At 67.4% G+C, this 23,235-nt stretch carries 20 protein-coding genes and 1 other RNA gene; 8 read left to right on the top strand and 13 right to left on the bottom strand.

All coding sequences use genetic code 11. The annotated features are described in order from the left end of the window. Window positions 1–729: 729 nt before the first annotated feature. From BUE42_RS29710 to gyrA, 13 genes are all read right to left on the bottom strand, one after another. Window positions 730–1,038 (bottom strand): ComEA family DNA-binding protein, encoded by a 309-nt coding sequence (locus BUE42_RS29710; protein WP_073468894.1) that lies wholly within the window; start codon window positions 1,036–1,038, stop codon window positions 730–732. A gap of 109 nt (window positions 1,039–1,147) precedes the next feature. Next, window positions 1,148–2,140, bottom strand: coding sequence for an ADP-glyceromanno-heptose 6-epimerase (gene rfaD, locus BUE42_RS29705; protein ID WP_073468893.1), 993 nt, complete (start codon window positions 2,138–2,140; stop codon window positions 1,148–1,150). Further along, window positions 2,137–3,084 (bottom strand): D-glycero-beta-D-manno-heptose-7-phosphate kinase, encoded by a 948-nt coding sequence (gene rfaE1, locus BUE42_RS29700; RefSeq protein ID WP_073468892.1) that lies wholly within the window; start codon window positions 3,082–3,084, stop codon window positions 2,137–2,139. The genes rfaD and rfaE1 overlap by 4 nt, the downstream gene beginning before the upstream one ends. Next, complete coding sequence (gene lapB / locus BUE42_RS29695) at window positions 3,084–4,235, bottom strand: lipopolysaccharide assembly protein LapB (RefSeq protein WP_073468891.1); 1,152 nt, start codon at window positions 4,233–4,235, stop codon at window positions 3,084–3,086. Before lapB ends, rfaE1 begins: the two co-directional genes overlap by 1 nt. Further along, window positions 4,225–4,551 carry a LapA family protein gene (locus tag BUE42_RS29690; protein WP_073468898.1) on the bottom strand — a complete coding sequence of 109 codons (327 nt, stop codon included), beginning with the start codon at window positions 4,549–4,551 and terminating at the stop codon, window positions 4,225–4,227. Before BUE42_RS29690 ends, lapB begins: the two co-directional genes overlap by 11 nt. Before the next feature lie 55 nt (window positions 4,552–4,606). Then, window positions 4,607–4,939 carry an integration host factor subunit beta gene (locus BUE42_RS29685; RefSeq protein WP_052203810.1) on the bottom strand — a complete coding sequence of 111 codons (333 nt, stop codon included), beginning with the start codon at window positions 4,937–4,939 and terminating at the stop codon, window positions 4,607–4,609. A 46-nt stretch (window positions 4,940–4,985) separates the two neighbouring features. After that, window positions 4,986–6,704 (bottom strand): 30S ribosomal protein S1, encoded by a 1,719-nt coding sequence (gene rpsA / locus BUE42_RS29680; protein ID WP_073468890.1) that lies wholly within the window; start codon window positions 6,702–6,704, stop codon window positions 4,986–4,988. Window positions 6,705–6,796: 92 nt separating this feature from the next. After that, window positions 6,797–8,812, bottom strand: coding sequence for a bifunctional 3-phosphoshikimate 1-carboxyvinyltransferase/cytidylate kinase (locus BUE42_RS29675; protein ID WP_073468889.1), 2,016 nt, complete (start codon window positions 8,810–8,812; stop codon window positions 6,797–6,799). 59 nt (window positions 8,813–8,871) lie between these two features. Next, window positions 8,872–9,756, bottom strand: coding sequence for a prephenate dehydrogenase (locus BUE42_RS29670; protein ID WP_073468888.1), 885 nt, complete (start codon window positions 9,754–9,756; stop codon window positions 8,872–8,874). A 2-nt stretch (window positions 9,757–9,758) separates the two neighbouring features. Beyond that, window positions 9,759–10,865, bottom strand: a complete 1,107-nt coding sequence (gene pheA / locus BUE42_RS29665; RefSeq protein WP_073468887.1) for a prephenate dehydratase — start codon at window positions 10,863–10,865, stop codon at window positions 9,759–9,761. Then, window positions 10,858–11,964 carry a 3-phosphoserine/phosphohydroxythreonine transaminase gene (gene serC / locus BUE42_RS29660; RefSeq protein WP_073468897.1) on the bottom strand — a complete coding sequence of 369 codons (1,107 nt, stop codon included), beginning with the start codon at window positions 11,962–11,964 and terminating at the stop codon, window positions 10,858–10,860. The genes pheA and serC overlap by 8 nt, the downstream gene beginning before the upstream one ends. 39 nt (window positions 11,965–12,003) lie before the next feature. Then, entirely contained in the window at window positions 12,004–12,666 is a 663-nt protein-coding gene (locus tag BUE42_RS29655; RefSeq protein WP_073468886.1) for a DUF2059 domain-containing protein, read from the bottom strand. After that, window positions 12,666–15,320 carry a DNA gyrase subunit A gene (gyrA, locus tag BUE42_RS29650; protein WP_073468885.1) on the bottom strand — a complete coding sequence of 885 codons (2,655 nt, stop codon included), beginning with the start codon at window positions 15,318–15,320 and terminating at the stop codon, window positions 12,666–12,668. Before gyrA ends, BUE42_RS29655 begins: the two co-directional genes overlap by 1 nt. Before the next feature lie 276 nt (window positions 15,321–15,596). Here gyrA and ompA point away from each other — a divergent pair, with 276 nt between their 5' ends. From ompA to BUE42_RS29610, 8 genes are all read left to right on the top strand, one after another. Then, entirely contained in the window at window positions 15,597–16,271 is a 675-nt protein-coding gene (gene ompA, locus BUE42_RS29645; RefSeq protein WP_073468884.1) for an outer membrane protein OmpA, read from the top strand. Between the two features lie 128 nt (window positions 16,272–16,399). Continuing rightward, window positions 16,400–17,101: a bifunctional 2-polyprenyl-6-hydroxyphenol methylase/3-demethylubiquinol 3-O-methyltransferase UbiG gene (gene ubiG / locus BUE42_RS29640; protein ID WP_143171841.1), complete on the top strand. Its 702-nt coding sequence runs from the start codon at window positions 16,400–16,402 to the stop codon at window positions 17,099–17,101. Beyond that, entirely contained in the window at window positions 17,098–17,763 is a 666-nt protein-coding gene (gene gph / locus BUE42_RS29635; RefSeq protein WP_073468882.1) for a phosphoglycolate phosphatase, read from the top strand. The genes ubiG and gph overlap by 4 nt, the downstream gene beginning before the upstream one ends. Window positions 17,764–17,776: 13 nt before the next feature. After that, window positions 17,777–18,180: a transfer-messenger RNA gene (ssrA, locus tag BUE42_RS29630) on the top strand. A gap of 177 nt (window positions 18,181–18,357) precedes the next feature. Then, window positions 18,358–18,963 carry a TetR/AcrR family transcriptional regulator gene (locus BUE42_RS29625; RefSeq protein WP_073468881.1) on the top strand — a complete coding sequence of 202 codons (606 nt, stop codon included), beginning with the start codon at window positions 18,358–18,360 and terminating at the stop codon, window positions 18,961–18,963. Window positions 18,964–19,048: 85 nt separating this feature from the next. Beyond that, a complete protein-coding gene (locus BUE42_RS29620; protein ID WP_073468880.1) occupies window positions 19,049–19,891 on the top strand; it encodes an oxidoreductase in 843 nt (280 codons plus the stop codon). Continuing rightward, window positions 19,888–20,889: an NADP-dependent oxidoreductase gene (locus tag BUE42_RS29615; protein WP_073468879.1), complete on the top strand. Its 1,002-nt coding sequence runs from the start codon at window positions 19,888–19,890 to the stop codon at window positions 20,887–20,889. Before BUE42_RS29620 ends, BUE42_RS29615 begins: the two co-directional genes overlap by 4 nt. A gap of 183 nt (window positions 20,890–21,072) precedes the next feature. Continuing rightward, a complete protein-coding gene (locus tag BUE42_RS29610) occupies window positions 21,073–23,226 on the top strand; it encodes a LamG-like jellyroll fold domain-containing protein (RefSeq protein WP_073468896.1) in 2,154 nt (717 codons plus the stop codon). Window positions 23,227–23,235: the final 9 nt, after the last annotated feature.

The raw sequence follows: 23,235 nt of genomic DNA, 5'->3' as shown, positions 1-23,235 counted from the left end.
CCGATACCTTGAAGCGGCGCGAGGAAGTGGCGCGCTTCTTTGGCTGGGGTGTTCGCTGAGGTCGGCGCTGCAAAGGCGCTGACGGGGAGTCCGTGGCTCGCCGGACGGGCCGGTCTTCGCCCCTTGCGGGGCGAAGACTTCCCTCCGCTGACTGGCTTCATGGCCCGTCGCCGAAACTCCCGTCACTCACTTCGTTCGTTGTGGTCAAACAGTCGGCGACAGTCAGTTCACGAAGCGTGCTGCGCACGCGGGCCATGAAACCAGCCAGCTCCGGCGCCCCGTCCCTATTGGCGCTCCACGGACTCCCCGTCAGCGCCTTTGTGGCACCGCCCCGCTCCTTCGGGGGTGACAAGCGAACAAGTGGGCGTTGATTCCCGGGTTGCCACCCTGGCTACGAACACAAGCGGTTCGCAGGCTGCGGCAGGGGGCCTGGGCGGGGGGCGATTTCTGGGGCGACGAAGAAGATCGGTTTCGGGGGTGGCGCGCGCCAGCGCGCTTCGTAGACCAACTCATCGGCACTGTTTGACCACAACGAACGAAGTGAGTGGAGGGAGTTTGCCGATGCACCCCCGAAGCCGAGCTTCTTCGTGGAGTCGGCCCCCCGGGCCGACCGCCCCGGCATGAGTCCCCCGCCCAGGGCCCCTGCCGCAGCCTGCGCGCACAGCAAGAAAAAACGCCCCGCGATAGCGCGAGGCGTTGTGTCGCGGGGCTCGTGGCCCGGCGCTTGGATTACTTCTTCGCCGGTTCCTTCTTGGCATCAGCGGAGGCCTTGTACGCCCCGCCGTTGACCGTCAGCCCAGCGTCCGAGAGCTTCGCAGCCTGGTGGTCCTTGACGCCCTTCACGCGACCCATCACGTCGGTCCAGTCCTTGAACTCACCCTTCTTGCGCTCGGTCAGCATCCGCGTGGCCATCGCCGGACCGATCCCCTTGACCGCTTCGAGCTCGGCCTGCGTCGCCTTGTTGATGTCGACACCGGCCGCAAAAGCCAGCGCCGAGAACAGTGCCAGCAGCGTGGCGATGATGGTCTTCTTGAACATGGTGATCCTCTCCTGGAAGGTTGACGAATTGCCGGGTGGCAACTCCGCGGCCTAACGGGCCCTTCGCAGAGGACGTTGACCGGCCAGGGCCGGTACAGATGCACCTTTCTCAGGCGGTCGTCGCGAGCCAATCCACGTAGCGCTTCACGCCGCCGGCCACGTCGGTGAATGCAAGGTCGCAACCTGTTGCACGCAGTCGCGACAGGTCAGCCTGCGTATGGCTTTGGTACTTGCCGACCAGCGCCTGCGGGAACTCGATGTACTCGATGAAGCCTTTCGCGACCAGCTCGGCCAGCGGCAGTGCCGGCTCGCCCTTCAGCGCGCGCGACGCGTTGACCGTCGCCTCGGCCACGTCGTTGAACGGCTGCGCGCGCCCGGTGCCCAGGTTGAAGACGCCGCTCTGCCCCGGGTGCTGCAGGAACCACAGGTTCACCGCGACCACGTCGTCGACGAACACGAAATCGCGGTTCTGCTCGCCCGCTGCGTAGCCGCCGTACTCGCCGAACAGCTTGACCTTGCCGGTCTCGCGGAACTGGTTGAAGTGGTGGAAGGCCACCGAGGCCATGCGGCCCTTGTGCTGCTCGCGCGGGCCGTAGACGTTGAAGTAGCGGAAGCCCGCCACCTGGCTGCGGTTGTGCGGCAGCATGCGGCGCACCACGTTGTCGAACAGCAGCTTCGAATAGCCATAGACGTTCAGCGGCCGCTCGAACGCCGGCTCTTCGCGGAAGCTGTCGCTGCCGCCATAGGTGGCGGCCGACGACGCATACAGCAGCCGCGTGCCCTGCGCCTGGCAGGCGTCGAGCAGGTCCTTGCTGCAGCGGTAGTTGGTGTCGAGCATGAAGCGCCCGTTGTGCTCCATCGTGTCGGAGCATGCGCCCTGGTGCAGCACCGCGTCGATCTTGCCGAAATCGCCGTTCGCGAAGCGCTTGTAGAACTCGCTCTTGTCGAAGTAGTCGCTGAGCTTCGCGCCCAGCAGGTTGCGGTACTTCGGGCCGTCGGTCAGGTCGTCGACGGCGATCACGTCGTCGATGCCCTGCGCGTTCAGCCCGTGGACGATGTTGCTGCCGATCATGCCGGCCGCGCCAGTGACAACCACCTTCATTCGAACAACTCCTCGTAGCTGACGCTGGCCGTGCCGAACTTGCCGACGACGATGCCGCCGGCGCGGTTGGCGATCGGCATGGCCTCGCGCAGGTTGACGCCGCACGCAAGCATCGCGGCCAGCGTGGCGATGACGGTGTCGCCGGCACCGGTGACGTCGAACACCTCGCGCGCCTGCGCCGGCACGCGGGTGTGGCCGTCGGCACCGTCGACCTCGTCGAACAGCGACATGCCTTCTTCCGAGCGGGTCAGCATCAGCGCATCCAGGCGGTGCTGCTTGCGCAAAGCCTGGGCCCGCTCGTGCAGCTGGGCCTCGCTGCCCCAGGCGCCGATCACCTGCGCCAGCTCGGCGCGGTTCGGCGTGATCACCGTGGCGCCGGCATAGCGGCTGTAGTCGCTGCCCTTCGGGTCGACCAGCACCGGCTTGCCGGCGGCGCGCGCGAGCTCGATCATGCGCGGGATGTGCGTCAGGCCGCCCTTGCCGTAGTCGGAGAACAGCACCGCGTCGTGGCGGGCCAGCTCGCGCTCGTAGTCGCCGAGCATCGCGGTCAGCACCTCGTGGTCGGGCTGATTCTCGAAATCGACGCGGATCAGCTGCTGCGAGCGGCCGATCACGCGCAATTTGACGATGGTGTAGAGCTGCGGGTCGTGGCCGAGCACCGTGGCGACGCCCTGCTGCTCGAGCAGGCGCTGCAGCTTGTGCGCCGGCTCGTCGTTGCCGACCACCGTCAGCAGCGTGGCCTGCGCGCCCAGCGTCTTGACGTTCAGCGCGACGTTGGCGGCGCCGCCCAGGCGCTCTTCCTCGCGCGTCACGCGCACCACCGGCACCGGCGCCTCGGGCGAAATGCGGTCGACGGCGCCGAACCAGTAGCGGTCGAGCATCGCGTCACCGACGACCAGCACGCGGGCGCGCGCCAGGCGATCGGGGTCGATCGAAGCCGTCATCACAAGTCCTCCAGGCGCTGCGGCGGGTAGGTGTCCCAGCTCAGGCAGCCCGGGCATTGCCAGAAATAGTGCTGCGCCTCGAAGCCGCAGGCGGCGCAGCGGTAGCGCTGCAGCGGCTTGGCGGCACGGCCGATGGCATCGCGCAGGCCTTGCGTCTCGTCGCTGCTGAGCGTGTCGCCGGCGCTGACGCGCAGCAGCTCTTGAGCCACCGACAGGCTGGGCTGCGTCTGCAGGTGCGCCAGCAGGCGGCTGCGTTGCACCGCGGCGCCCGGGTCGAGCAGCGTGATCGCGGCCAGCAGGTCCATGGTCGGCGCGCGGCCGTACAGCGTGCGCAGCCGCTCGAGCGCGCCGACGGCATCGTTGGCGGCGATCGCGCTGTTCGCGTAGTCGCGGGCAACCAGGTTGAACGCGACCGGGTGGGTCGTCATCAGCTCGCCCCAGGCCTGCATGACCTGCGCATGGTCGCCGCGCGCAAAGGCGCGCTGGCCGGCCAGCACCATCGGGCGAGCGGCCTGCGGGGCCGCGCTGCGCGCGCGGCGCAGCGCATCGTCGCCGTCGGCCTCTTGCTGGCGCGCATCGGCATCGATGGCCAGCTCGCACCAGTAGTGCGCGATGCGCGACGCGAACGAGCCGGTGCCGCTGCGCTCGAGCTTCTGCGCCACCTCGACCGCCGAGCGCCAGTTGCGCGAGCGCTCGTGCAGCGTCAGCAGCGCGAGGCGGGCCTCGGTGTCGAAGGCCGTGCCCTCGAGCGCCTTGTAGGCCTCTTCGGCGCGGTCGAACAGGCCGGCCTTCATGAAGTCCTGCGCCAGCGCGTGCTGTGCGCGCTCCCGGTCGGCACGCGGCAGGTCGGCGCGGTTCAGCAGGTGCTGGTGCACGCGCACCGCGCGTTCGTACTCGCCGCGGCGGCGGAACAGGTTGCCCAGCGCGAAGTGCAGGTCGGAGGTGTCCGGGTCCTGCTGCACGGCCTCGATGAAGGCATCGATCGCCTTGTCCTGCTGCTCGTTCAGCAGCAGGCTCAAGCCCTTGAAGTAGGCCTTCGGCGAATCGCGCTGCTCGCGCTTCCATTGCCGCAGGTCCAGGCGCGAGCCCAGCCAGCCGAGGGCGAACGCGACCGGCAGGCCGAGCAGGAACCACTGGTAGTCAAAGTCCATCGCGCGGGGGGTGGGAATCGGTTCGGGTGGGGAGCTCGGACGACTGCGTCAGCGCGCTGTCGGCCAGCTCGGAGTGATCGCCGCGGCGGCGCAGGCGGCGCTGGGCGAGGCGGCGGTTGCGCCACCAGCTCGGCACCATCGCGAGCACGCCGAAGGCGCAGCCGAACGCGAAGGCGCCCAGCACGACGAACACCATCGGGGCGTGCCATTCCTGGCCGAAGAACCAATGCACGTTGGCATCGTGCTGGTTGTTCAACGCGAAGGCGAACAGGCTGAAGAAGATGAAGGCTCGGAAGAGCCAGACGGCGATGCGCATCATGGCGGCCGATTCTAGGTCGGCGGCGCGCAGCGCACGAATGCAAGGGACGGGCTCAGGTGCCCGTCAACGGCGTGATCGGCATCGGCTGGTCGTCTTCGAGCGGAACCTGCTCGTCGACGGCTTCGCGCAAGGCCTTGCCGGGTTTGAAATGCGGAACGAGCTTCTCGGGGATCACCACCTGCTCGCCGGAGCGGGGATTGCGCCCCACCCGCGGCGGGCGGCGGTTGATCGAGAAACTGCCGAACCCCCGGATCTCGATGCGGTGCCCGCGCGCGAGCGCATCGGACATCGCATCCAGGATGGTCTTGACGGCGAACTCGGTGTCGCGATGCGTCAGCTGGCTGAACTGCTCTGCCAGCCTTGTCACGAGATCGGAACGCGTCATGGGTCCTGTTGATCCTCAGGGTGCGGTCAGTGGGCGAACGACGGGATCAGCCGTTGTTCTGGTTGTCCAGCTTGGCGCGCAGCAGGGCGCCCAGGCTGGTGGTACCGGCGGTCTCGCGCTCGTTCGTGGTCGACAGGCGCTGCATCGCTTCTTGCTGGTCGGCGTTGTCCTTGGCCTTGATCGACAACTGGATCGAACGCGTCTTGCGGTCGATGTTGATGATCAGTGCCGAGACTTCGTCGCCGTCCTTCAGCACGTTGCGCGCGTCTTCGACGCGGTCGCGGCTGATTTCGGAAGCACGCAGGTAGCCGGTGACGTCTTCGTTCAGCTGGATCTCGGCGCCGCGGGCGTCAACCGTCTTGACCTTGCCGTTGACGATCATGCCGCGGTCGTTGACCGAGGTGTAGCTCGTGAACGGGTCGGAGTCGAGTTGCTTGATGCCCAGCGAAATGCGCTCGCGCTCCACATCGACGGCCAGCACGACGGCTTCGACTTCCTGGCCCTTCTTGTAGTTGCGGACCGCGGCTTCGCCCGGCTCGTTCCACGACAGGTCGGACAGGTGCACCAGGCCGTCGATGCCGGCAGCCAGGCCCACGAACACGCCGAAGTCGGTGATCGACTTGACGGGTCCCTTGACCTTGTCGCCGCGCTGCACCGTGGTCGAGAACTCTTCCCACGGGTTGGCCTTGCACTGCTTCATGCCCAGGCTGATGCGGCGCTTGTCTTCGTCGATCTCGAGGACCATGACTTCGACCTCGTCGCCCAGCGAAACGATCTTGCTGGGAGCGACGTTCTTGTTGGTCCAGTCCATTTCGGAGACGTGCACCAGGCCTTCGATGCCCGGCTCGATCTCGACGAACGCGCCGTAGTCGGCGATGTTCGTGATCTTGCCGAACAGGCGCGTGCCGTTCGGGTAGCGGCGCGAGACACCGTGCCACGGGTCGTCGCCCAGTTGCTTGATGCCCAGCGAGACGCGGTTCTTCTCGGCGTCGAACTTGAGGACCTTGGCTTGCAGTTCCTGGCCGACCTGAACGACTTCGCTCGGGTGGCGGACACGGCGCCAGGCCATGTCGGTGATGTGCAGCAGGCCGTCGATGCCGCCCAGGTCGACGAACGCACCGTATTCGGTGATGTTCTTGACCACGCCGTTGACGATCGCGCCTTCGGACAGGGTTTCGAGCAGCTTCGCGCGTTCTTCGCCCATCGAGGCTTCGACCACGGCACGGCGCGACAACACGACGTTGTTGCGCTTGCGGTCGAGCTTGATGACCTTGAACTCCATGGTCTTGCCCTCGAACGGGCTCATGTCCTTGACCGGGCGCGTGTCGAGCAGCGAGCCGGGCAGGAAGGCACGGATGCCGTTCACGAGGACGGTCAGGCCGCCCTTGACCTTGCCGTTGACGGTGCCGGTCACGAATTCGCCGGATTCCAGCGAGTTCTCGAGCGACAGCCACGAGGCCAGGCGCTTGGCCTTGTCGCGCGACAGGATGGTGTCGCCGTAGCCGTTTTCGATCGCGTCGATGGCCACCGACACGAAATCGCCGACCTGGACTTCGAGCTCGCCCTGGTCGTTCTTGAATTCTTCAATGGGCACGTAGGCTTCGGATTTGAGGCCTGCGTTCACCACCACGAAGTTGTAGTCGACACGCACCACTTCGGCGGTGATGACCTCGCCGCTGCGCATTTCAGAGCGCTTCAGCGATTCTTCGAACAGGGCGGCAAAGGATTCGCCGCCTTGGTTGGTGGCGGTTTGGGTTTGAGGCATGTGGATTTCCGGGTGCAACTTGCGTTGCGGTTAGGTTGAGATCCGCTGCCTGGGAGCACGGCCCTTGTTGAGTCAAGAGCGGTGCAGGAGGGTCAGGCCGCGGGCCAGTTTCGCGAAGCCGCCCACCAATCCAGCACTGCCTTGACGCATTCGTCGATGGTCAGTGCCGAGTTGTCGAGCACTTTCGCGCCCTCGGCCGGCTTCAAAGGCGAAATCGCCCGGTTCTGATCCCGGGCGTCGCGCGCTTCAAGGTCGGCTCGAAGGTCATCGATACTAGTCGAAATTCCTTTAGAAATCAATTGCTTATGGCGTCGTTCGGCCCGCACGGCGGCGCTCGCGACGACAAAGACCTTCAGGTCGGCGCCGGGGAAGATCACCGTGCCCATGTCGCGCCCGTCGGCCACCAGGCCGGGCAGGCGGCGGTGCGCCAGCTGCAGCTCGTAGAGCGCCTGGCGCACCGCCGGCCAAGCCGACACCTTGGAGGCCATCGCGCCCACCTGCTCCTGGCGAAGGTCGTCGCTCACATCGCGGCCGGCCAGCCAGATGCGCTGGTCGTGGAAGGCCAGTTGCAGGCCGGCGGCGATCTTTGCAAGGCCGGGCTCGTCGGTGTCGGCGACGCCGGCGTCGCGCGCCGACAGCGCGGTCGCCCGGTACAGCGCCCCCGAATCGAGGAAGTGGTAGCCGAGTGCCTGCGCAACCGCGCTGGCCAGCGTGCCCTTGCCGGACGCGGTCGGCCCGTCGATCGTGATCACCGGCACGCCGGCCGGGCCGGGCCGGGAGACGGCGAACAGCGTCTCGAAGTAGTCGGGGAAGGTCTTCGCGACGCAGCGCGGGTCGAGGATGCGCACTGGCACCGCGCCGCCCACGAGGGGGTTGAACGCCGCCAGCGAGAAGCACATCGCCACCCGGTGGTCGTCATAGGTGTGGATGGCCGCCGCGCGCCAAGTGGCCGGTGGCGTGACTTCGATGAAGTCGGGCCCTTCGGTGACCGCGGCGCCCAGCTTGCGCAGCTCGGTCGCCATCGCGGCGATGCGGTCGGTCTCTTTCACGCGCCAGCTGGCGATGTTGTCGAGCCGGGTCGTGCCGGTCGCGTAGAGCGCCATCACGGCCAGCGTCATCGCCGCGTCGGGAATGTGGTTGCAGTCCAGCGTGATCGCCTTCAGCGGCCAGGCGCCGCGGCGCACCTCGAGCCAGCCGGGGCCGCTGCGCACGTCGGCGCCCATCGCGCGGGCGGCGTCGATGAAGCGCAGGTCGCCCTGGATCGAGTCGTCGCCGACGCCTTCGATGCGCAGTACTCGCCCGCCGAAGGCCGCGATCGCGCCCAGCGCGACGAAGTACGACGCCGACGACGCATCGCCCTCGACGTGGATGCTGCCCGGCGAGCGATACGCGCTGCCCTGCGGGATGACGAAGCGCTGCCAGCCGTCGCGCTGCACCTGGATGCCGAAGCGGGCCAGCAGGTTCAGCGTGATGTCGACGTAGGGCTTCGAGATCAGCTCGCCGTCGACCTCGATCGTCACCGCATGCTCGGCCGACACCAGCGGCAGCGCGAGCAGCAGCGCGGTCAGGAACTGGCTGGAGACGTCGCCGCGTACGCGGATCGGCTGTGCGGTGTTCAGCCGCGTGTCGGCGGCCGCGAGCCGCAGCGGCGGGAAGCCCTCCTCGCCGAGCGAGGTGATGTTGCAGCCCAGCTGGCGCAGCGCGTCGACCAGGTCGCCGATCGGGCGCTCGTGCATGCGCGGCACGCCGCGCAGCTCGAAGCGGCCGTTCTGCGTGGCGGCCAGCACCGCCAGCGCGGCGGTCAGCGGGCGCATCGCGGTGCCGGCGTTGCCGAGGAACAGGCTCGCCTCGCGCGTCGCGAGCCGGCCGCCGAGCCCGGTGATGCGCCAGGCGCCGCCGTCGGCTTCGACGCCGCAGCCGAGCTCGCGCAGCGCGGCCAGCATCACCTGGGTGTCGTCGGAATCCAGCAGGTCGTGCACGACCGTGGTGCCGGCGCTGAGCCCGGCCAGCAGCAGCACACGGTTGGAGATGCTCTTCGAGCCGGGCAGTCGGACGCTGCCGTCGGCGGACGCAAGGGGCGGGAGGTCGAGGAACGGTGTCGTGAACATCGGCAGTGGGCGACCAGGGGCGGCGCCGGGCGCCGCGGTATCAGGAAATCAACGCGAGCTCAGCGCGACGAGCTGGGCTTGCCCGAGCCCATCTGCCAGCTGGAGCGCGCTTCGGACGCGTTGCGGATCAGCCCTTCGAGCGCTTCCGCATTGCCGGTCTTGATGACGTGCTCGAGCGCATCCAGCGTGTGCCGGAAGCGCATCGACTGCTTCAGGATCTCTTCGCGGTTCGACATCAGGATGTCGCGCCAGACCTCGGGGTCGCTCGCGGCGATGCGCGTGAAATCGCGGAAACCCGGGCCGGCCAGCGACAGGAAATCCTTGCCCGCCGGCTGCTTGGCCACCGAGCTGAAGAACGCGAAGGCCAGCATGTGCGGCAGGTGGCTGACGGCGGCGAACGCGGCGTCGTGGTTCTCGGCCGTCATGCGCAAGACCTGCGCACCGATCGCCGACCACACGTCGGTGGCCTTCTGGATCAGCTCGGGCGAGGTCTGCGGCAGCGGCGTGATGATGACCTGCCGGCCGGTGTACAGCGACGCGTCGGCGTGCGCGACGCCGGCCACTTCCTTGCCGGCGATCGGGTGCGCCGGCACGAACGCGCTGGCGCGCTCCTTCAGCACGCGGCGCGCGGCGTCGACCACGTCGCGCTTGGTCGAGCCGACGTCCATGAACAGCACGTGCGGTTCCACCAGGTGGCGGATCGCCTTGAAGGTGGCTTCGGTGGCCGACACCGGCACCGCCATCAGCACGATGTCGGAGCCCGACACCGCGAGCAGCGCCGATTCGGCGGCCACGTCGATCACGCCCATCTTGCGGGCGCGTTCGGTGGTGGACGGCGACTTGCTGTAGCCGACCACGCGCTTGACCAGCCCGGCCCGCTTCAGGGCGAGTGCGAACGAGCCGCCCATCAGGCCGACACCGATCACGCCGAGTTGGTTGAACATGGTCAATGGACGTCGATGGGATAGGTGCCGAGCACCTTGAAGAAGGCGCACACCTCGCGCAGCTCGCTCAAGGCGGCCGCGACATGGGGCTCGTCGGGGTGGCCCTGCAGGTCGACGTAGAAGTAGTACTCCCACTGGCCGGACCGCGCAGGGCGGGATTCGAAACGCGTCATCGAGACGCCATGGCGCTTCAGCGGCACCAGCATGTCGTGCACCGCGCCGGGCTTGTTCGCCACCGAGACGATCAGGCTGGTGCAATCGTGGCCGGAGGCCTTGGGCTGCGGATGCTGGTGCGGATGCGCGAGCACCGTGAAGCGCGTGCGGTTGTGCGCGTCGTCCTGGATGGCCGGCGCGACGATGTGCAGGCCGAACTCGCTGGCGGCGCGTTCGCTCGCGATCGCGGCGACCGTCGGGTCTTCTTTCGCCATGCGCGCGCCTTCGGCGTTGCTCGCGACCGGGCGGCGCTCGACGTTCGGCAGGTGGTTGCTGAGCCAGCCGTGGCACTGCGCCAGCGCCTGCGGGTGGGCGCAGACGGCGCTCAGGTGCTCGAGCGAGTTCTCGCGGCGCAGCAGGTTGTGCCGCACGAACAGGCTGGTCTCGCCGATGATGAAGAGCGGCGTCGTCAGGAACAGGTCGAGCGAGCGCGTGACCACGCCTTCGGTGGAGTTCTCGACCGGCACCACGCCGAAATCGGCCGACCCGGCGCTGACCGCGTGGAACACCTCGTCGAAGTTGGCGCACGGCACCTTGACGATCGACGAGCCGAAGAAGCCCAGCACCGCGAGTTCGCTGAAGGTGCCCGCCGGGCCGAGGTAGGCGACGCGGGTGGGCGTCTCGAGCGCGCGGCAGGCCGACATGATCTCGCGCCAGATCGGCGCGACGCTGTCGCTGGCCAGCGGCCCGGGGTTGGTCTGCTTCAGGCCGTCGATCACCTGGGCCTCGCGCTCGGGGCGGAACGCGACCGAGCCTTCCTTCTTCTTCAGCTCGCCGACGTGCAGCGCGAGCTGGGCGCGCTGGTTCAGCAGGCCCAGCAGCTCTCGGTCGACGCGGTCGATCTGGGTGCGAAGGGCGAGCAGGTCAGGGTGGGGGGCGGGTGTCGGGTCAGCCATGGCGCGCCGCGAATTCTCGCATGTACGCCACCAGCGCCTGCACGCCGGCCAGCGGCATCGCGTTGTACAGGCTGGCGCGCATGCCGCCGACGCTCTTGTGGCCCTTCAGCTGCAGCAGCCCGCGCTCCTTCGCGCCGGCCAGGAACGCATCGTTCAGCGATTCGTCGCGCAGGAAGAAGGGCACGTTCATGCGCGAGCGGCTGCCGGGGTCGACCCGGGTCAGGTAGAACTCCGAGCTGTCGAGGGCGCCGTACAGCAGCGCGGCCTTCGCGATCGAGCGCTGCTCCATCGCGGCGACGCCCGCGGCCGCGCCTTCGCGCTGCGCCTTCAGCCACTGGAACACCAGCCCGGCGATGTAGATCGAGTAGGTGGGCGGCGTGTTGTACATCGAGCCGTTGTCGGCCACGGTCTTGTAGTCGAACGCGCTCGGGCAGATCGGCAACGCGTGGCCGAGCAGGTCGTCGCGCACGAAGACCAGCGTCAGCCCGGCCGGGCCGACGTTCTTCTGCGCGCCGGCGAAGGCCAGGCCCACGCGCGTCCAGTCGATCGCGCGCGACAGGATGTGCGACGAGCAGTCGATCACCAGCGGCGCCTTCGAGCCCAGCGCGGCCAGGTCGGGAATCGTGTGCAGCTCGACGCCGTGGATGGTCTCGTTGGTGCAGGCGTGCACGTAGCTCGCGTCGGCGCTCAGCGACCAGGTCTCGGGCGCCGGGATGCGGGTGTGCTGGTTGTCGGCGTTGCTCGCGGCGATGCGCGGTTGCGCATAGCGCTGCGCTTCCTTGTACGACTTCTGCGACCACGCGCCGGTGACGACCACGTCGACCACGCCGCCGCGCGACAGGTTCATCGGCACGATCGCGTTCTCGGCCAGGCCGCCGCCCTGCATGAACAGGATGCGGAAGTTGGCGGGCACGGCCAGCAGGCCGCGCAGGTCGGCTTCGGCCTGCTCGTAGATGCTGGCGAACTCGCGCCCGCGGTGGCTCATCTCCATCACGCTCATGCCCGAGCCGTGCCAGTCGAGCATGTCGGTGGCGGCTTGCCGCAGCACCTCTTCGGGCAGTGCGGCCGGGCCGGCGGAGAAGTTGTACGGGCGTTGCATCGCGCTCATCCAGAGACCAGGGAACTCAGCGGAACGACATTACTTGCCGCTCGCCTTCGGCGCGGCCGGTTTGGCGGCACGCGGGCCGGAGGCCGGTGCCGATGCGGCGGTGCCGGCCGGCGGCACGCCGAGCGCCGTCGAGATGCTCGCGTCGAGCGCCTTCAGCTTCGGGTCGACCGAGGCGCCGGCGTCGGCGACCAGCTTCTGCACGAACTTGTCGCTGATCTCGGGCATCGCCTGCTGGAACTTCTTGAAGGCCGGGTTCTCGAGCGTCGCGGCCAACTGCTTCAGTTCGTCTTCGGTGAAGCGTTCGTCGAGCATGCCGGCGAGCGTGGTCTGGCTCAGCGTCAGCGCGCGCTCCTTGACCAGCGGCACCGCTTCGGCCAGGTACTTGCGCACGGCAGCCTGCACCTGCGTCCACATCGCGTCGCGCTTGTCGGGCGGCACGCGCTGCTGCAGGTACTGCTGCGCGGCGCTCGTGAGCTGCATCGCCGGGCGCTCGGCCACCTCGCGGGCGGTGTTCTCGAGGGCCGGCTGCTGCAGCGTCAGCACGCGCTGGATGAGGGCCTTCTTCGCCGGGCTGGCCGGGGCCGCCGGCGCGGAGGCCGCTGCCGGTGATGCCGGTGCGGCCGGCGTCGACTGCGCTTGTGCGCCCAGCGTGGTGCTGCCCAGCAGCGCGATCGTGATCAGGTGGTGGCGCATCAGATGTCTCCTTCCGTCGGGGCTTCGCCCGTTCCATCGCCGGAGACATCTCCGGGTTCGCTGCCGTCAGGATTCGCATCGTTCTCGACGATGCGCTGCAGGCCGCTCAGTTTCGATCCGCCGTCGAGCGCGATCAGCGTGACGCCCTGCGTCGCGCGGCCCAGCTCGCGGATCTCGGAGACGCGGGTGCGCACCAGCACGCCCTTGTCGGTGATCAGCATGATTTCGTCGTCCGGCCGCACCAGCGTCGCGGCGACGATCTTGCCGTTGCGCTCGGTCTGCTGGATCGCGATCATCCCCTTGGTGCCGCGCCCGTGGCGCGTGTACTCGACGATGCTGGTGCGCTTGCCGTAGCCGTTCTCGCTGGCGGTCAGCACGCTCTGCGTCTCGTCTTCGGCCACCAGCATCGCGATCACGCTCTGGCCGTCGTCGAGCATCATGCCGCGCACGCCGCGGGCGCCGCGGCCCATCGCGCGCACGTCGTCTTCGTCGAAGCGCACTGCCTTGCCGCCGTCGCTGAACAGCATCACGTCGTGCTTGCCGTCGGTGAGCGCGGCGCCGATCAGGAAGTCGCCTTCGTCCAGGTCGACCGCGATGATGCCGGCCTTGCGCGGGTTGCTGAACTCGTCGAGCGCCGTCTTCTTCACGACGCCCTGCGCGGTCGACATGAACACGAAGTGGTCGGCCGGGAAGCTGCGGAAGCCGTCGGTCAGCGGCAGCACCACGTTGACCTTCTCGCCCTGCTGCAACGGGAACATGTTGACGATCGGCTTGCCGCGCGAATTGCGCGAGCCCTGCGGCACCTCCCAGACCTTCAGCCAGTAGACGCGGCCGCGGTTGGTGAAGCACAGGATGTAGTCGTGCGTGTTCGCGATGAAGAGCTGGTCGATCCAGTCGTCTTCCTTGGTCTGCGTGGCCTGTTTGCCGCGGCCGCCGCGCTTCTGCGCACGGTACTCGGACAGCGCCTGGCTCTTGATGTAGCCGGTGTGCGAGAGCGTCACGACCATGTCGGTCGGCGTGATCAGGTCTTCGGTGCCGAGGTCCTGCGCGTTGTGCTCGATCTGGCTGCGGCGCGCGCCGAGCTTGGTCTGGCCGAACTCGAGCTTGATCGCGGTCAGCTCGTCGGAAATGATGGTCGTCACGCGCGACGGCGTCGCGAGGATGTTCAGCAGGTCGGCGATCTGTGCCATCACCTCCTTGTATTCACCGACGATCTTGTCCTGCTCGAGCCCGGTCAGGCGCTGCAGGCGCATCTGCAGGATCTCGCCGGCCTGGTCGTCGGAGAGGCGGTACAGGCCGTCGGGCTGCATGCCGTACTGGCGCGGCAGGCCTTCGGGGCGGTAGGCGTCGCGCCCGCCCGGGGTCTCGCCCTCGGCGCGCGAGAGCATGTCGCGCACCAGCGAGGAATCCCACGACTTGCTCATCAGCGCGGCCTTCGCGACCGGCGGGGTCGGCGAGGTCTTGATGGTTTCGATGAACTCGTCGATGTTGGCCAGCGCCACCGCCAGGCCTTCGAGCACGTGGCCGCGTTCGCGCGCCTTGCGCAGCTCGAACACCGTGCGGCGGGTCACGACCTCGCGGCGGTGCTCGAGGAAGATGCTGACCAGGTCCTTGAGGTTGCAGAGCTTCGGCTGGCCGTCGATCAGCGCCACCATGTTGATGCCGAAGGTGTCCTGCAGCTGCGTCTGCTTGTAGAGGTTGTTCAGCACGACCTCGGGCACCTCGCCGCGCTTCAGCTCGATCACGACGCGCATGCCCGACTTGTCGGACTCGTCCTGGATGTGGCTGATGCCCTCGATCTTCTTCTCGTGGACCAGCTCGGCCATGCGCTCGAGCAAGGTCTTCTTGTTCACCTGGTACGGGATCTCGTCGACGATGATCGACTGGCGCGAGCCCTTGTCGATGTCTTCGAAATGGCACTTCGCGCGCATCACCACCTTGCCGCGGCCGGTGCGGTAGCCGTCGCGCACGCCGCTGGTGCCGTAGATGATGCCGGCGGTGGGGAAGTCGGGCGCCGGGATGATCTCGATCAGCTCGTCGATCGTGGCCGCGGGGTTCTTCAGCAGGTGCAGGCAGCCGTCGATCACCTCGTTGAGGTTGTGCGGCGGGATGTTGGTGGCCATGCCGACCGCGATGCCGCCGGAGCCGTTCACCAGCAGATTGGGCATCCGCGTGGGCATCACCAGCGGCTCTTTCTCGGAGCCGTCGTAGTTCGGGCCGAAGTCGACCGTTTCCTTGTCGAGGTCGGCCAGCAACTCGTGCGCGATCTTCGAGAGGCGGATTTCGGTGTAGCGCATCGCCGCGGCGTTGTCGCCGTCGACCGAGCCGAAGTTGCCCTGGCCGTCGACCAGCATGTGGCGCATCGAGAAATCCTGCGCCATGCGCACGATGGTGTCGTACACCGACTGGTCGCCGTGCGGGTGGTATTTACCGATCACGTCGCCGACGATACGGGCCGACTTCTTGTAGGGCCGGTTCCAGTCGTTGTTCAGCTCGTGCATCGCGAAGAGGGCGCGGCGGTGGACGGGCTTCAGGCCGTCGCGCGCATCGGGCAGTGCGCGTCCCACGATCACGCTCATCGCGTAGTCGAGGTACGAGCGGCGCATTTCCTCTTCGAGGCTGATCGGCAGGGTTTCCTTGGCGAACTGGGTCATTCGAGGTCGTCGGCGGAGCCGGTAAGACGGGCGCTGGCGGGCCCGTGAGCGCAATCCGCGATTCTAGTTCGCGGCCGTTGTAGTGCTTGCGCAACATCTGATTCGACTCTCGTAGGACGAAGCCGCGACCCCGGGCCAAAATCCGGGTCGCCAGAGGCCCTATGGCACAATCCGTCGACGGTGGTGAGCGCTCGGGACCGAGGGTTTCGCCGTACCTTTCCGATTCCGGTTTGGACGTTTTGCAGGCCATCTGCGACATTCCTCAAGAGGAGAATCATGAAGAAACTGAATAAAGTGGCATCGCTCTTCGCAACCGCTGCGCTGGCCGCATCAGCGTCTGTTGCGTTCGCCCAATCCAACGGGGCTGACAACTGGGTCAACAGCACCGGCATCCCCTGGAAGAACGGCACCAGCGAACTCTGCTGGCGCGATGCCAACTGGACGCCGGCGACGGCCAACCAGGCTTGCGACGGCGCCCTGAAGCCGCCGCCTGCACCGGCTCCGGTCGCACAGGCCCCGGCTCCCGCCCCGGCCCCGATGGCTCCGGCCCCGGTCGCACCGCCCGCACCGGTCGTCGTTCCGGTCGCTCCGGTCTCCGAGAAGGTCACCTTCGCCGCTGACGCCTTCTATGACTTCGGCAAGTCGACGCTGAAGCCGGAAGCCAAGTCCAAGCTGGACGACCTGGTCAGCAAGACCTCGGGCGTGAACCTCGAAGTCATCATCGCCGTCGGCCACACCGACGCGATCGGTGGCGACGCCGCCAACCAGAAGCTGTCGGTCGCTCGTGCCGAAGCGGTCAAGACCTACCTGGTGAGCAAGGGCATCGAGAAGAACCGCGTGTACACCGAAGGCAAGGGCAAGAAGCAGCCTGTCGCCGACAACAAGACCGCCGAAGGCCGCGCGAAGAATCGCCGCGTCGAAATCGAAGTGGTTGGTACGCGCAACAAGTGATCGGCCTCGGCTGATGCACGACAAACCCCGCCTCGGCGGGGTTTTTTATTGGCGCGGGGAATACCTGCGGTGCGAGCGATTCCTCTGCTTCGAATATGTCGACCCTGACATGTCAAACTGACGGCCTCATGATCAACGCCGACCCTCAAGAGCTCGCCAAATTCAGCGACCTGGCTCATCGCTGGTGGGACCCCGACAGCGAATTCCGCCCGCTGCACCAGATCAACCCGCTGCGGCTGGACTGGATCGACCGGCTCGCCGCGTTGAAGGGCAAGCGGGTGCTGGACGTCGGCTGCGGCGGCGGCATCCTGGCCGATTCGATGGCACGCAAGGGCGCCGACGTGCTCGGCATCGACCTCGCCGGCAAGGCGCTGAAGGTGGCGCAGCTGCATGCGATGGAGGCCGGCACCACCGGCGTCGAGTACCGCGAGGTCGCGGCCGAGGCGCTGGCGATCGAAGCGCCGGGGCAGTTCGACGTCGTCACCTGCATGGAGATGATGGAGCACGTGCCCGACCCGTCGTCGATCGTGCAGGCGTGCGCGACGCTCGCGAAGCCGGGTGGCTGGGTCTTCTTCTCGACGATCAACCGCAACGCGAAGGCCTTCATGTTCGCGATCGTCGGCGCGGAATACCTGCTGAAGCTGCTGCCGCAAGGCACGCACGAGTACAAGCGCTTCATCAAGCCGAGCGAGCTCGCGCAGTGGGCGCGCAGTGCCGGGCTGGCGCTGGAGGGCACGCGCGGCATGGAATACAACCCGCTGACCGGGCGCTACTGGCTCTCGGCCGACACCAGCGTGAACTACCTGTTCGCCTGCAGGAAACCGCTGTGAGCCTGCGCGTGAAGGCGGTGCTGTTCGACCTGGACGGCACCTTGATCGACAGCGCCCCCGACCTTGCCGGCACGGCCAACGACATGCGCGCCACGCGCGGCCTGCCGGCGCTGCCCTTCGAGCAGTTCCGGCCGATGGTCGGCTCGGGTGCGCGGGGAATGATCGGCGTGGCGCTCGGCATCACGCCGGCGGATGACGGCTTCATCGTGCTGCGCGACGAGTTCTTCGACCGCTACGAAGTGCGGATGACGCAGCACACGCGGGCGTTCGACGCGGTGCCGGCGATGCTGGACGCGATCGAGGCGCTCGGCCTGCGCTGGGGCATCGTCACGAACAAGGCGCAGCGCTTCACGAACCCGCTGGTGGCGGCGCTGGGGCTCGATGTGCGGGCCGGCGCGGTGGTGAGCGGCGACACGACACCGCATTCAAAGCCGCACCCGGCGCCGTTGCTGGAGGCGGCGCGCCAGATGGGCGTGGCGGCGCACGACTGCGTGTACGTCGGCGATGACTTGCGCGATGTGCAGGCCGGGCAGGCGGCGGGCATGGCGACGGTGGCTGCGGGCTGGGGCTACCTGGGGGTCGGCGAACCGGTGGCGGTGTGGGGCGCGCAGCATGTCGTTCATTCGCCCGATGAGCTCTTGAAGCTGCTGGCGATGGCCTAAACTACGCAGCTCTGGGGCCGACCAGGTTTCGACGTAGGTTCGGATTCGGAGTGGGGCATGTCGAGCACCAGTTCGCTCGTAAATCCACTGGATCGCACTTAACTGCGAACGACAACAAGTTCCTGAAAGCGGCTTAATACCCGCCCAAGGGCTACCCCCCGCCGCTTAATCCCGGTGGGCTTCGCAACAGCACGTCCATGGGCTGGGCTTGAGGGGCAACCCAAGAGCTGCGAAGTCATTCACATGGAATCGCTCTGAGCCGGGTCACTCGGTTCAAGGGCTAAATCAAGTGACTCGGGATGAGGGTAGCGTGCTGCTGCGCGACCACTGTCCTCAAAAACAAATCAGTCAGCTACACATGTAGATCTACCCGGAGAAGGCTTTCGGACGGGGGTTCGATTCCCCCCGGCTCCACCAGTACAAGGTCCACCGAGGACCGTGATGTTGCAAGAAGCCCTGGAGCCCCAACGCTCCAGGGCTTTTTTGTTGTGCATCGGAAGCTCCATCAAGCCCGGCGGCAAGACCGTGAGGAATTCCACCCCAGGACTCTTCATCGTCCACCCTTGCGTGCGCCATGGGCACAAAAAATGCCGTATGATGACAATCATGCGAAAGTCATCCACAACCGCCCGGGCCGCCGCCAAAGAGGCCACGCACGAGCGCATCGTGGCCGTGGCGGCGCGTGCCATCCGCCGCAGCGGCTACGACGGGACCGGGGTGGCCGACATCATGAAGGAGGCTGGGCTGACGCACGGTGCCTTCTATGCCCACTTCGAATCGCGTGAGGCCATGCTGGCCGAGGCGGCGGCCCGGGCCTGCGCGGAGTCCGCTGCGGCGGCTGCGGACGTGGCGGCCAGCGTGCCCGCCGGGTCGGCACTGGCGCCCATGCTCGGCGCCTACCTCTCCAGAGCGCATGCCGCGAACCCCGAGCTGGGTTGCCCCTTGGCGGCGCTGGGTTCTGAAACATCGCGCCAGGCCCCCGAGGTGCGTCGCGTGACGACCCAGCACATCAAGGAAACGGTCGACCTGCTCGCCCGCCAGTCGCCGGACTGGGGGCAGTCCGCCGCGCACGAGCGGGCGCTGGTGACGATCTCCGCCATGGTCGGCGCCTTGCTGCTGGCCCGCGCGGTGGACGATCCCAAGCTGTCGGACGACCTGCTCGACACCGCACGCCGCTACCTCACCCCTGCCGGCCACTGAACCCACACCGGGGGTCGTGGCCTTTTCTTTTGCCATTCCATATGATGATCATAATGCTAGTAGCCAACACCGACGGAGCCACGACATGACAGCAACCAGCAGCAAGCCCAGGATCGCCCTCGTGACGGGCGCCTCATCAGGCATCGGCCAGGCCACCGCGGAACGGCTCGCGAAGGCAGGCTACAAGGTCTACGGCACGAGCCGGCGCGGTGAAGACGGGCGCCAGCGAGCGTTCGAGATGCTGCCGCTGGACGTGACCAGCGATGCATCCGTCGCCGATGCCGTCTCGCAGTTGATGCAGCGGGAGGGGCGTATCGACCTGCTCGTCAACAACGCCGGCTTCGGGGTCGCCCCTGCCGGAGCGGAAGAAAGCTCGATCGAGCAGGCCCAGTCGATCTTCGACACCAACTTCTTCGGGATCGTCCGAATGACGCGCGCCGTCCTCCCGCACATGCGCAAACAGGGCGCCGGCCGCATCATCAACATCGGCTCGGTGCTTGGCTTGTTGCCCATGCCGTACGGCGCGCTCTACGCCGCGACGAAGCACGCGATCGAAGGCTATTCCGAGTCGCTCGACCATGAGTTGCGCACAAGGGGCATCCGGGTCTCGGTCATCGAGCCCGCTTACACCAACACGCCGTTCGACGCGAACTTCATGCAGCCCGACGCCAAGCTCGATGCGTATCGCGAGGCCCGCACCGCCGTCAGCCAGCGCGTGAAGGAAGTGATGGCCACCGCAGACCAGCCGGGCGTCGTGGCCGAGACCGTGCTGAAGGCCGCCAGTGCGGTTCGCCCACTGCTGCGCTACACCGCCGGGGGGCTCGCTGCCCGGCTGACATGGCTGCGCAGATTTGCGCCTGCCGGACTGATCGATGCCGGGATTCGAAGGGATCTGCGGCTCGATGCGATGCTGGCGGTGAAATCATGAAGGCATTCGTCCTCGATCGCTATCAGAAGCAAGCCTCTCTGCGCTTGGCGGACATGCCGACCCCGGAGCTCCGTGAAGACGAGGTCCTGGTCGAGGTCCATGCCGCCGGCGTGAACCTGCTGGATGCCAAGATCCGGAGCGGCGAGTTCAAACTCCTGCTGCCCTATCGCCTGCCGATCATCCTCGGTCACGATGTGGCGGGCGTCGTCGTCAAGGTGGGCGCGCGCGTGCGGCAGTTCAAGCCGGGCGATGAGGTCTATGCGCGGGCCGATGATTTCCGGATCGGCACGTTCGCAGAATTCGTCCCGGTCAAGGAGGCGTCGCTTGCGCTCAAGCCCAAGGGCTTGACGATGGAGGAAGCCGCTTCCATTCCGCTGGTGGGGCTGACGGCATGGCAGGCGCTCGTCGAAAAGGCCGGCCTGAAGAAGGGGCAGAAGGTCTTCATCCAGGCCGGCTCCGGTGGCGTGGGCACCTTCGCCATCCAGTTGGCCAAACACCTGGGCGCGAGCGTCGCCACGACGACGAGTGCCGCCAACGCCGCGCTCGTGAAGCGCCTGGGTGCCGACGTCGTCGTCGACTACCGCACCCAGGACTTCGAGACCGTCCTGCAAGGCTACGACGTGGTGCTGAACAGCCAGGACGGCAAGACGCTGGGCAAGTCCCTGCGCGTGCTGAAGAGCGGCGGCAGGCTCATCTCCATCTCCGGGCCGCCGGACCCCGAGTTCGGCAAGGAGATCGCGGCGCCGGGCTTCGTGAAGCTGGTGATGCGGCTGCTGAGCTCAGGCATCAGGCGCAGGGCACGCGGTCGAGGCGTGGGCTATTCCTTCCTCTTCATGAAGGCGAACGGTGTTCAGCTGCAGCAGATCACTCGCCTGATCGAGGACGGTGCAATCCGGCCCGTCATCGACAAGGTCTTCCCGTTTTCATCCACCAACGAAGCGCTGGCCCATGTTGAATCTGGCCGAGCCAAGGGCAAGGTCGTGATCAAGATCAAGTGAGCCCTGACGCACCGGCAAGCGGCTGGAACCTGAACCGGATTGTTCTGGCGAAACGCCGAACAGGCGCAAGAGGGACCAAAACCGTCCGATCCTGACCGAAGCTGCGCCTGTTTCGGGTCCTCAGGCATGGCCCGGGCTTTGCTGCAAATGCTGCCATCGAAGCTGAAGCCCTGCGGCACCGCCATGACTCACGACAACAACCAGGGAGCGCTGCCGTTCTCGCGACGGGCCTTCATGCTGGGCATCGGCGCCGGCGGGCTCGGTCTGCAGGCCTGCAGCAACGGTGAAGAGACCCAGGCCGATTCGGCAGACGCCGGCCGATCGGCCGGTCAGCCGAGCGAGGGGGCGTCCCGGGTCTTTGTCCACCCGGGGCTGCTTCATACCGAAGCCGACTTCACCCGCATGCGCGAGAAGGTCGCGCTGGGCGCGCAGCCATGGACCGACGGCTGGAATGCCCTCATCGCCAACGGCCGCTCGCAGCTCGGTGCCGCGCCTCGACCACTGGCGCAGGTGGTGCGGGGTGGCGATGGTTCGAACTTCGCGCAGATGTACATCGACATCGCCCGCGCCTACCAACTGGCCTTGCGCTGGAAGGTCTCGCAGGACGCCCGCTATGCCGACCAGGCCGTCGTCTTTCTCAACGCATGGTCCGGCACGCTGACCTCGATCGTCGGCAACGCGGATCGATTCCTGGCCGCGGGCATCTATGGCTACCAGTTCGCGAACGCGGCCGAGATCATGCGCAGCTACAGCGGGTGGGCGGCGGAAGACTTCAAGCGCTTCCAGAACATGATGCTGACGGTCTTCTATCCGTGGAACGCCGACTTCCTGAAGAACCACAACGGCGCGGTGATCACCAACTACTGGGCCAACTGGGACCAGTGCACGCTGGCCAGCATGCTCAGCATCGGCGTGCTGTGCGACCGGGAGGACCTCTACGACCAGGCGCTCGCCTACTACCGGAACGGCCAGGGCCATGGCGCCGGCCTGCAAGCGGTCTACCACGTGCACCCGGGGAACCTGGGTCAGTGGCAGGAAAGCGGGCGCGACCAGGGCCATTCCACGCTGGGCATCGGCCTCGCCGGCGCATTCCTCGAGGCGGCATGGAACCAGGGCGACGACCTCTATTCGTACGACAACCACCGCTTCCTGGCCGGAGCCCGGTACGTGGCGAAGTCGAACCTGCCGGACGGCAACGGGGGCTTCGAGGGAGTCCCCTATCTGCCCTACAACAACAAGCAGGGTTACAGCACCGTGCTCGGCGGCGGCCTGGGAATCAAGCGCCCGGTCTGGGAGCTGGTGCTCCACCACTACGAAGGGCGCCTCGGCATCGCAGCGCCCGAGGTCAGGCAGCAGGCCCTGCAATTGCGCCCGGAGTACGACGGAGACAACGGCGATCAGCTCGGCTTCGGCACGCTGACCTTCGCGCGCGATCCCGTCGCCGGAGCACGGCCGAGCGGCCTGACGGCGCGGCTGCAAGCGGTCAAGGTCGAACTGTCGTGGTGGGGCGTGCCGGATGCCGACTCGTACACCGTGAAGCGCGGTGCTCGCGCCGGCGGGCCGTACGCGGTCGTCGCCACCGGCGTGACATCGGTCCTGACCTGGACCGACACGGCGCCGCTCGCGTCGGCCTGGTACGTGGTGACCGCCGTCAATGGCGCTGGTGAAAGCGGCACGTCCAACGAGGTGGCGGTGTCGACCCAAGCGCAGCAACTGCTGCAGCTCACGTTCGATGAAACCACCGGCACGGCGGCCGTCGATGCCACCGGGCAATGGCCGGCCAGCAAGACGGTTCGCGCCGACGGCTGGGCGGCGGGTCGCAAGGCGGGCCACTCGGTGGTCCTCGATGGCGTGGCCGACTTCATCGCGTTGCCGGCCAACGTCATTGCATCGCTGAGCGACTTCACCATCGCGACCTGGGTCTTCCTCGATGCCGCCACGACCTGGGCCCGGGTCTTCGACTTCGGTTCCGGTCCTCGGAGATCCATGTTCCTGGTGGCGCGAAATGCGCAAGGCTTGCCTCAGTTCTCGATCGACACCGAGCACGGCTATGTCGCCCAGAACGTCGTCGGCCAGACGGCCGTACCGACCGGACAGTGGACGCACCTGGCGGTGACCTTGTCCGGGCAGTTGGCGACCTTGTACGTCGACGGCGTGGCCGTGGGCAGCAAGGCCGACGTGGTCTATGCGCCGTACCACCTCGGTGTCGGCATGGCCGGGTTCATCGGCAAGTCGCAGTACGCGACCGATCCCTTGCTGAAGGGCAAGGTCGACGATTTCAGCATCTACGCGGGTGCGCTCGGTGCGGCGGCTGTGGCGGCGCTTGCCACCGGTTGAGCTTCTGGG

Source organism: Rhizobacter sp. OV335 (assembly GCF_900142965.1).
Classification (GTDB): Bacteria; Pseudomonadota; Gammaproteobacteria; order Burkholderiales; family Burkholderiaceae_C; genus Rhizobacter.
This window is presented reverse-complemented; position numbering and strand designations above follow the sequence as displayed.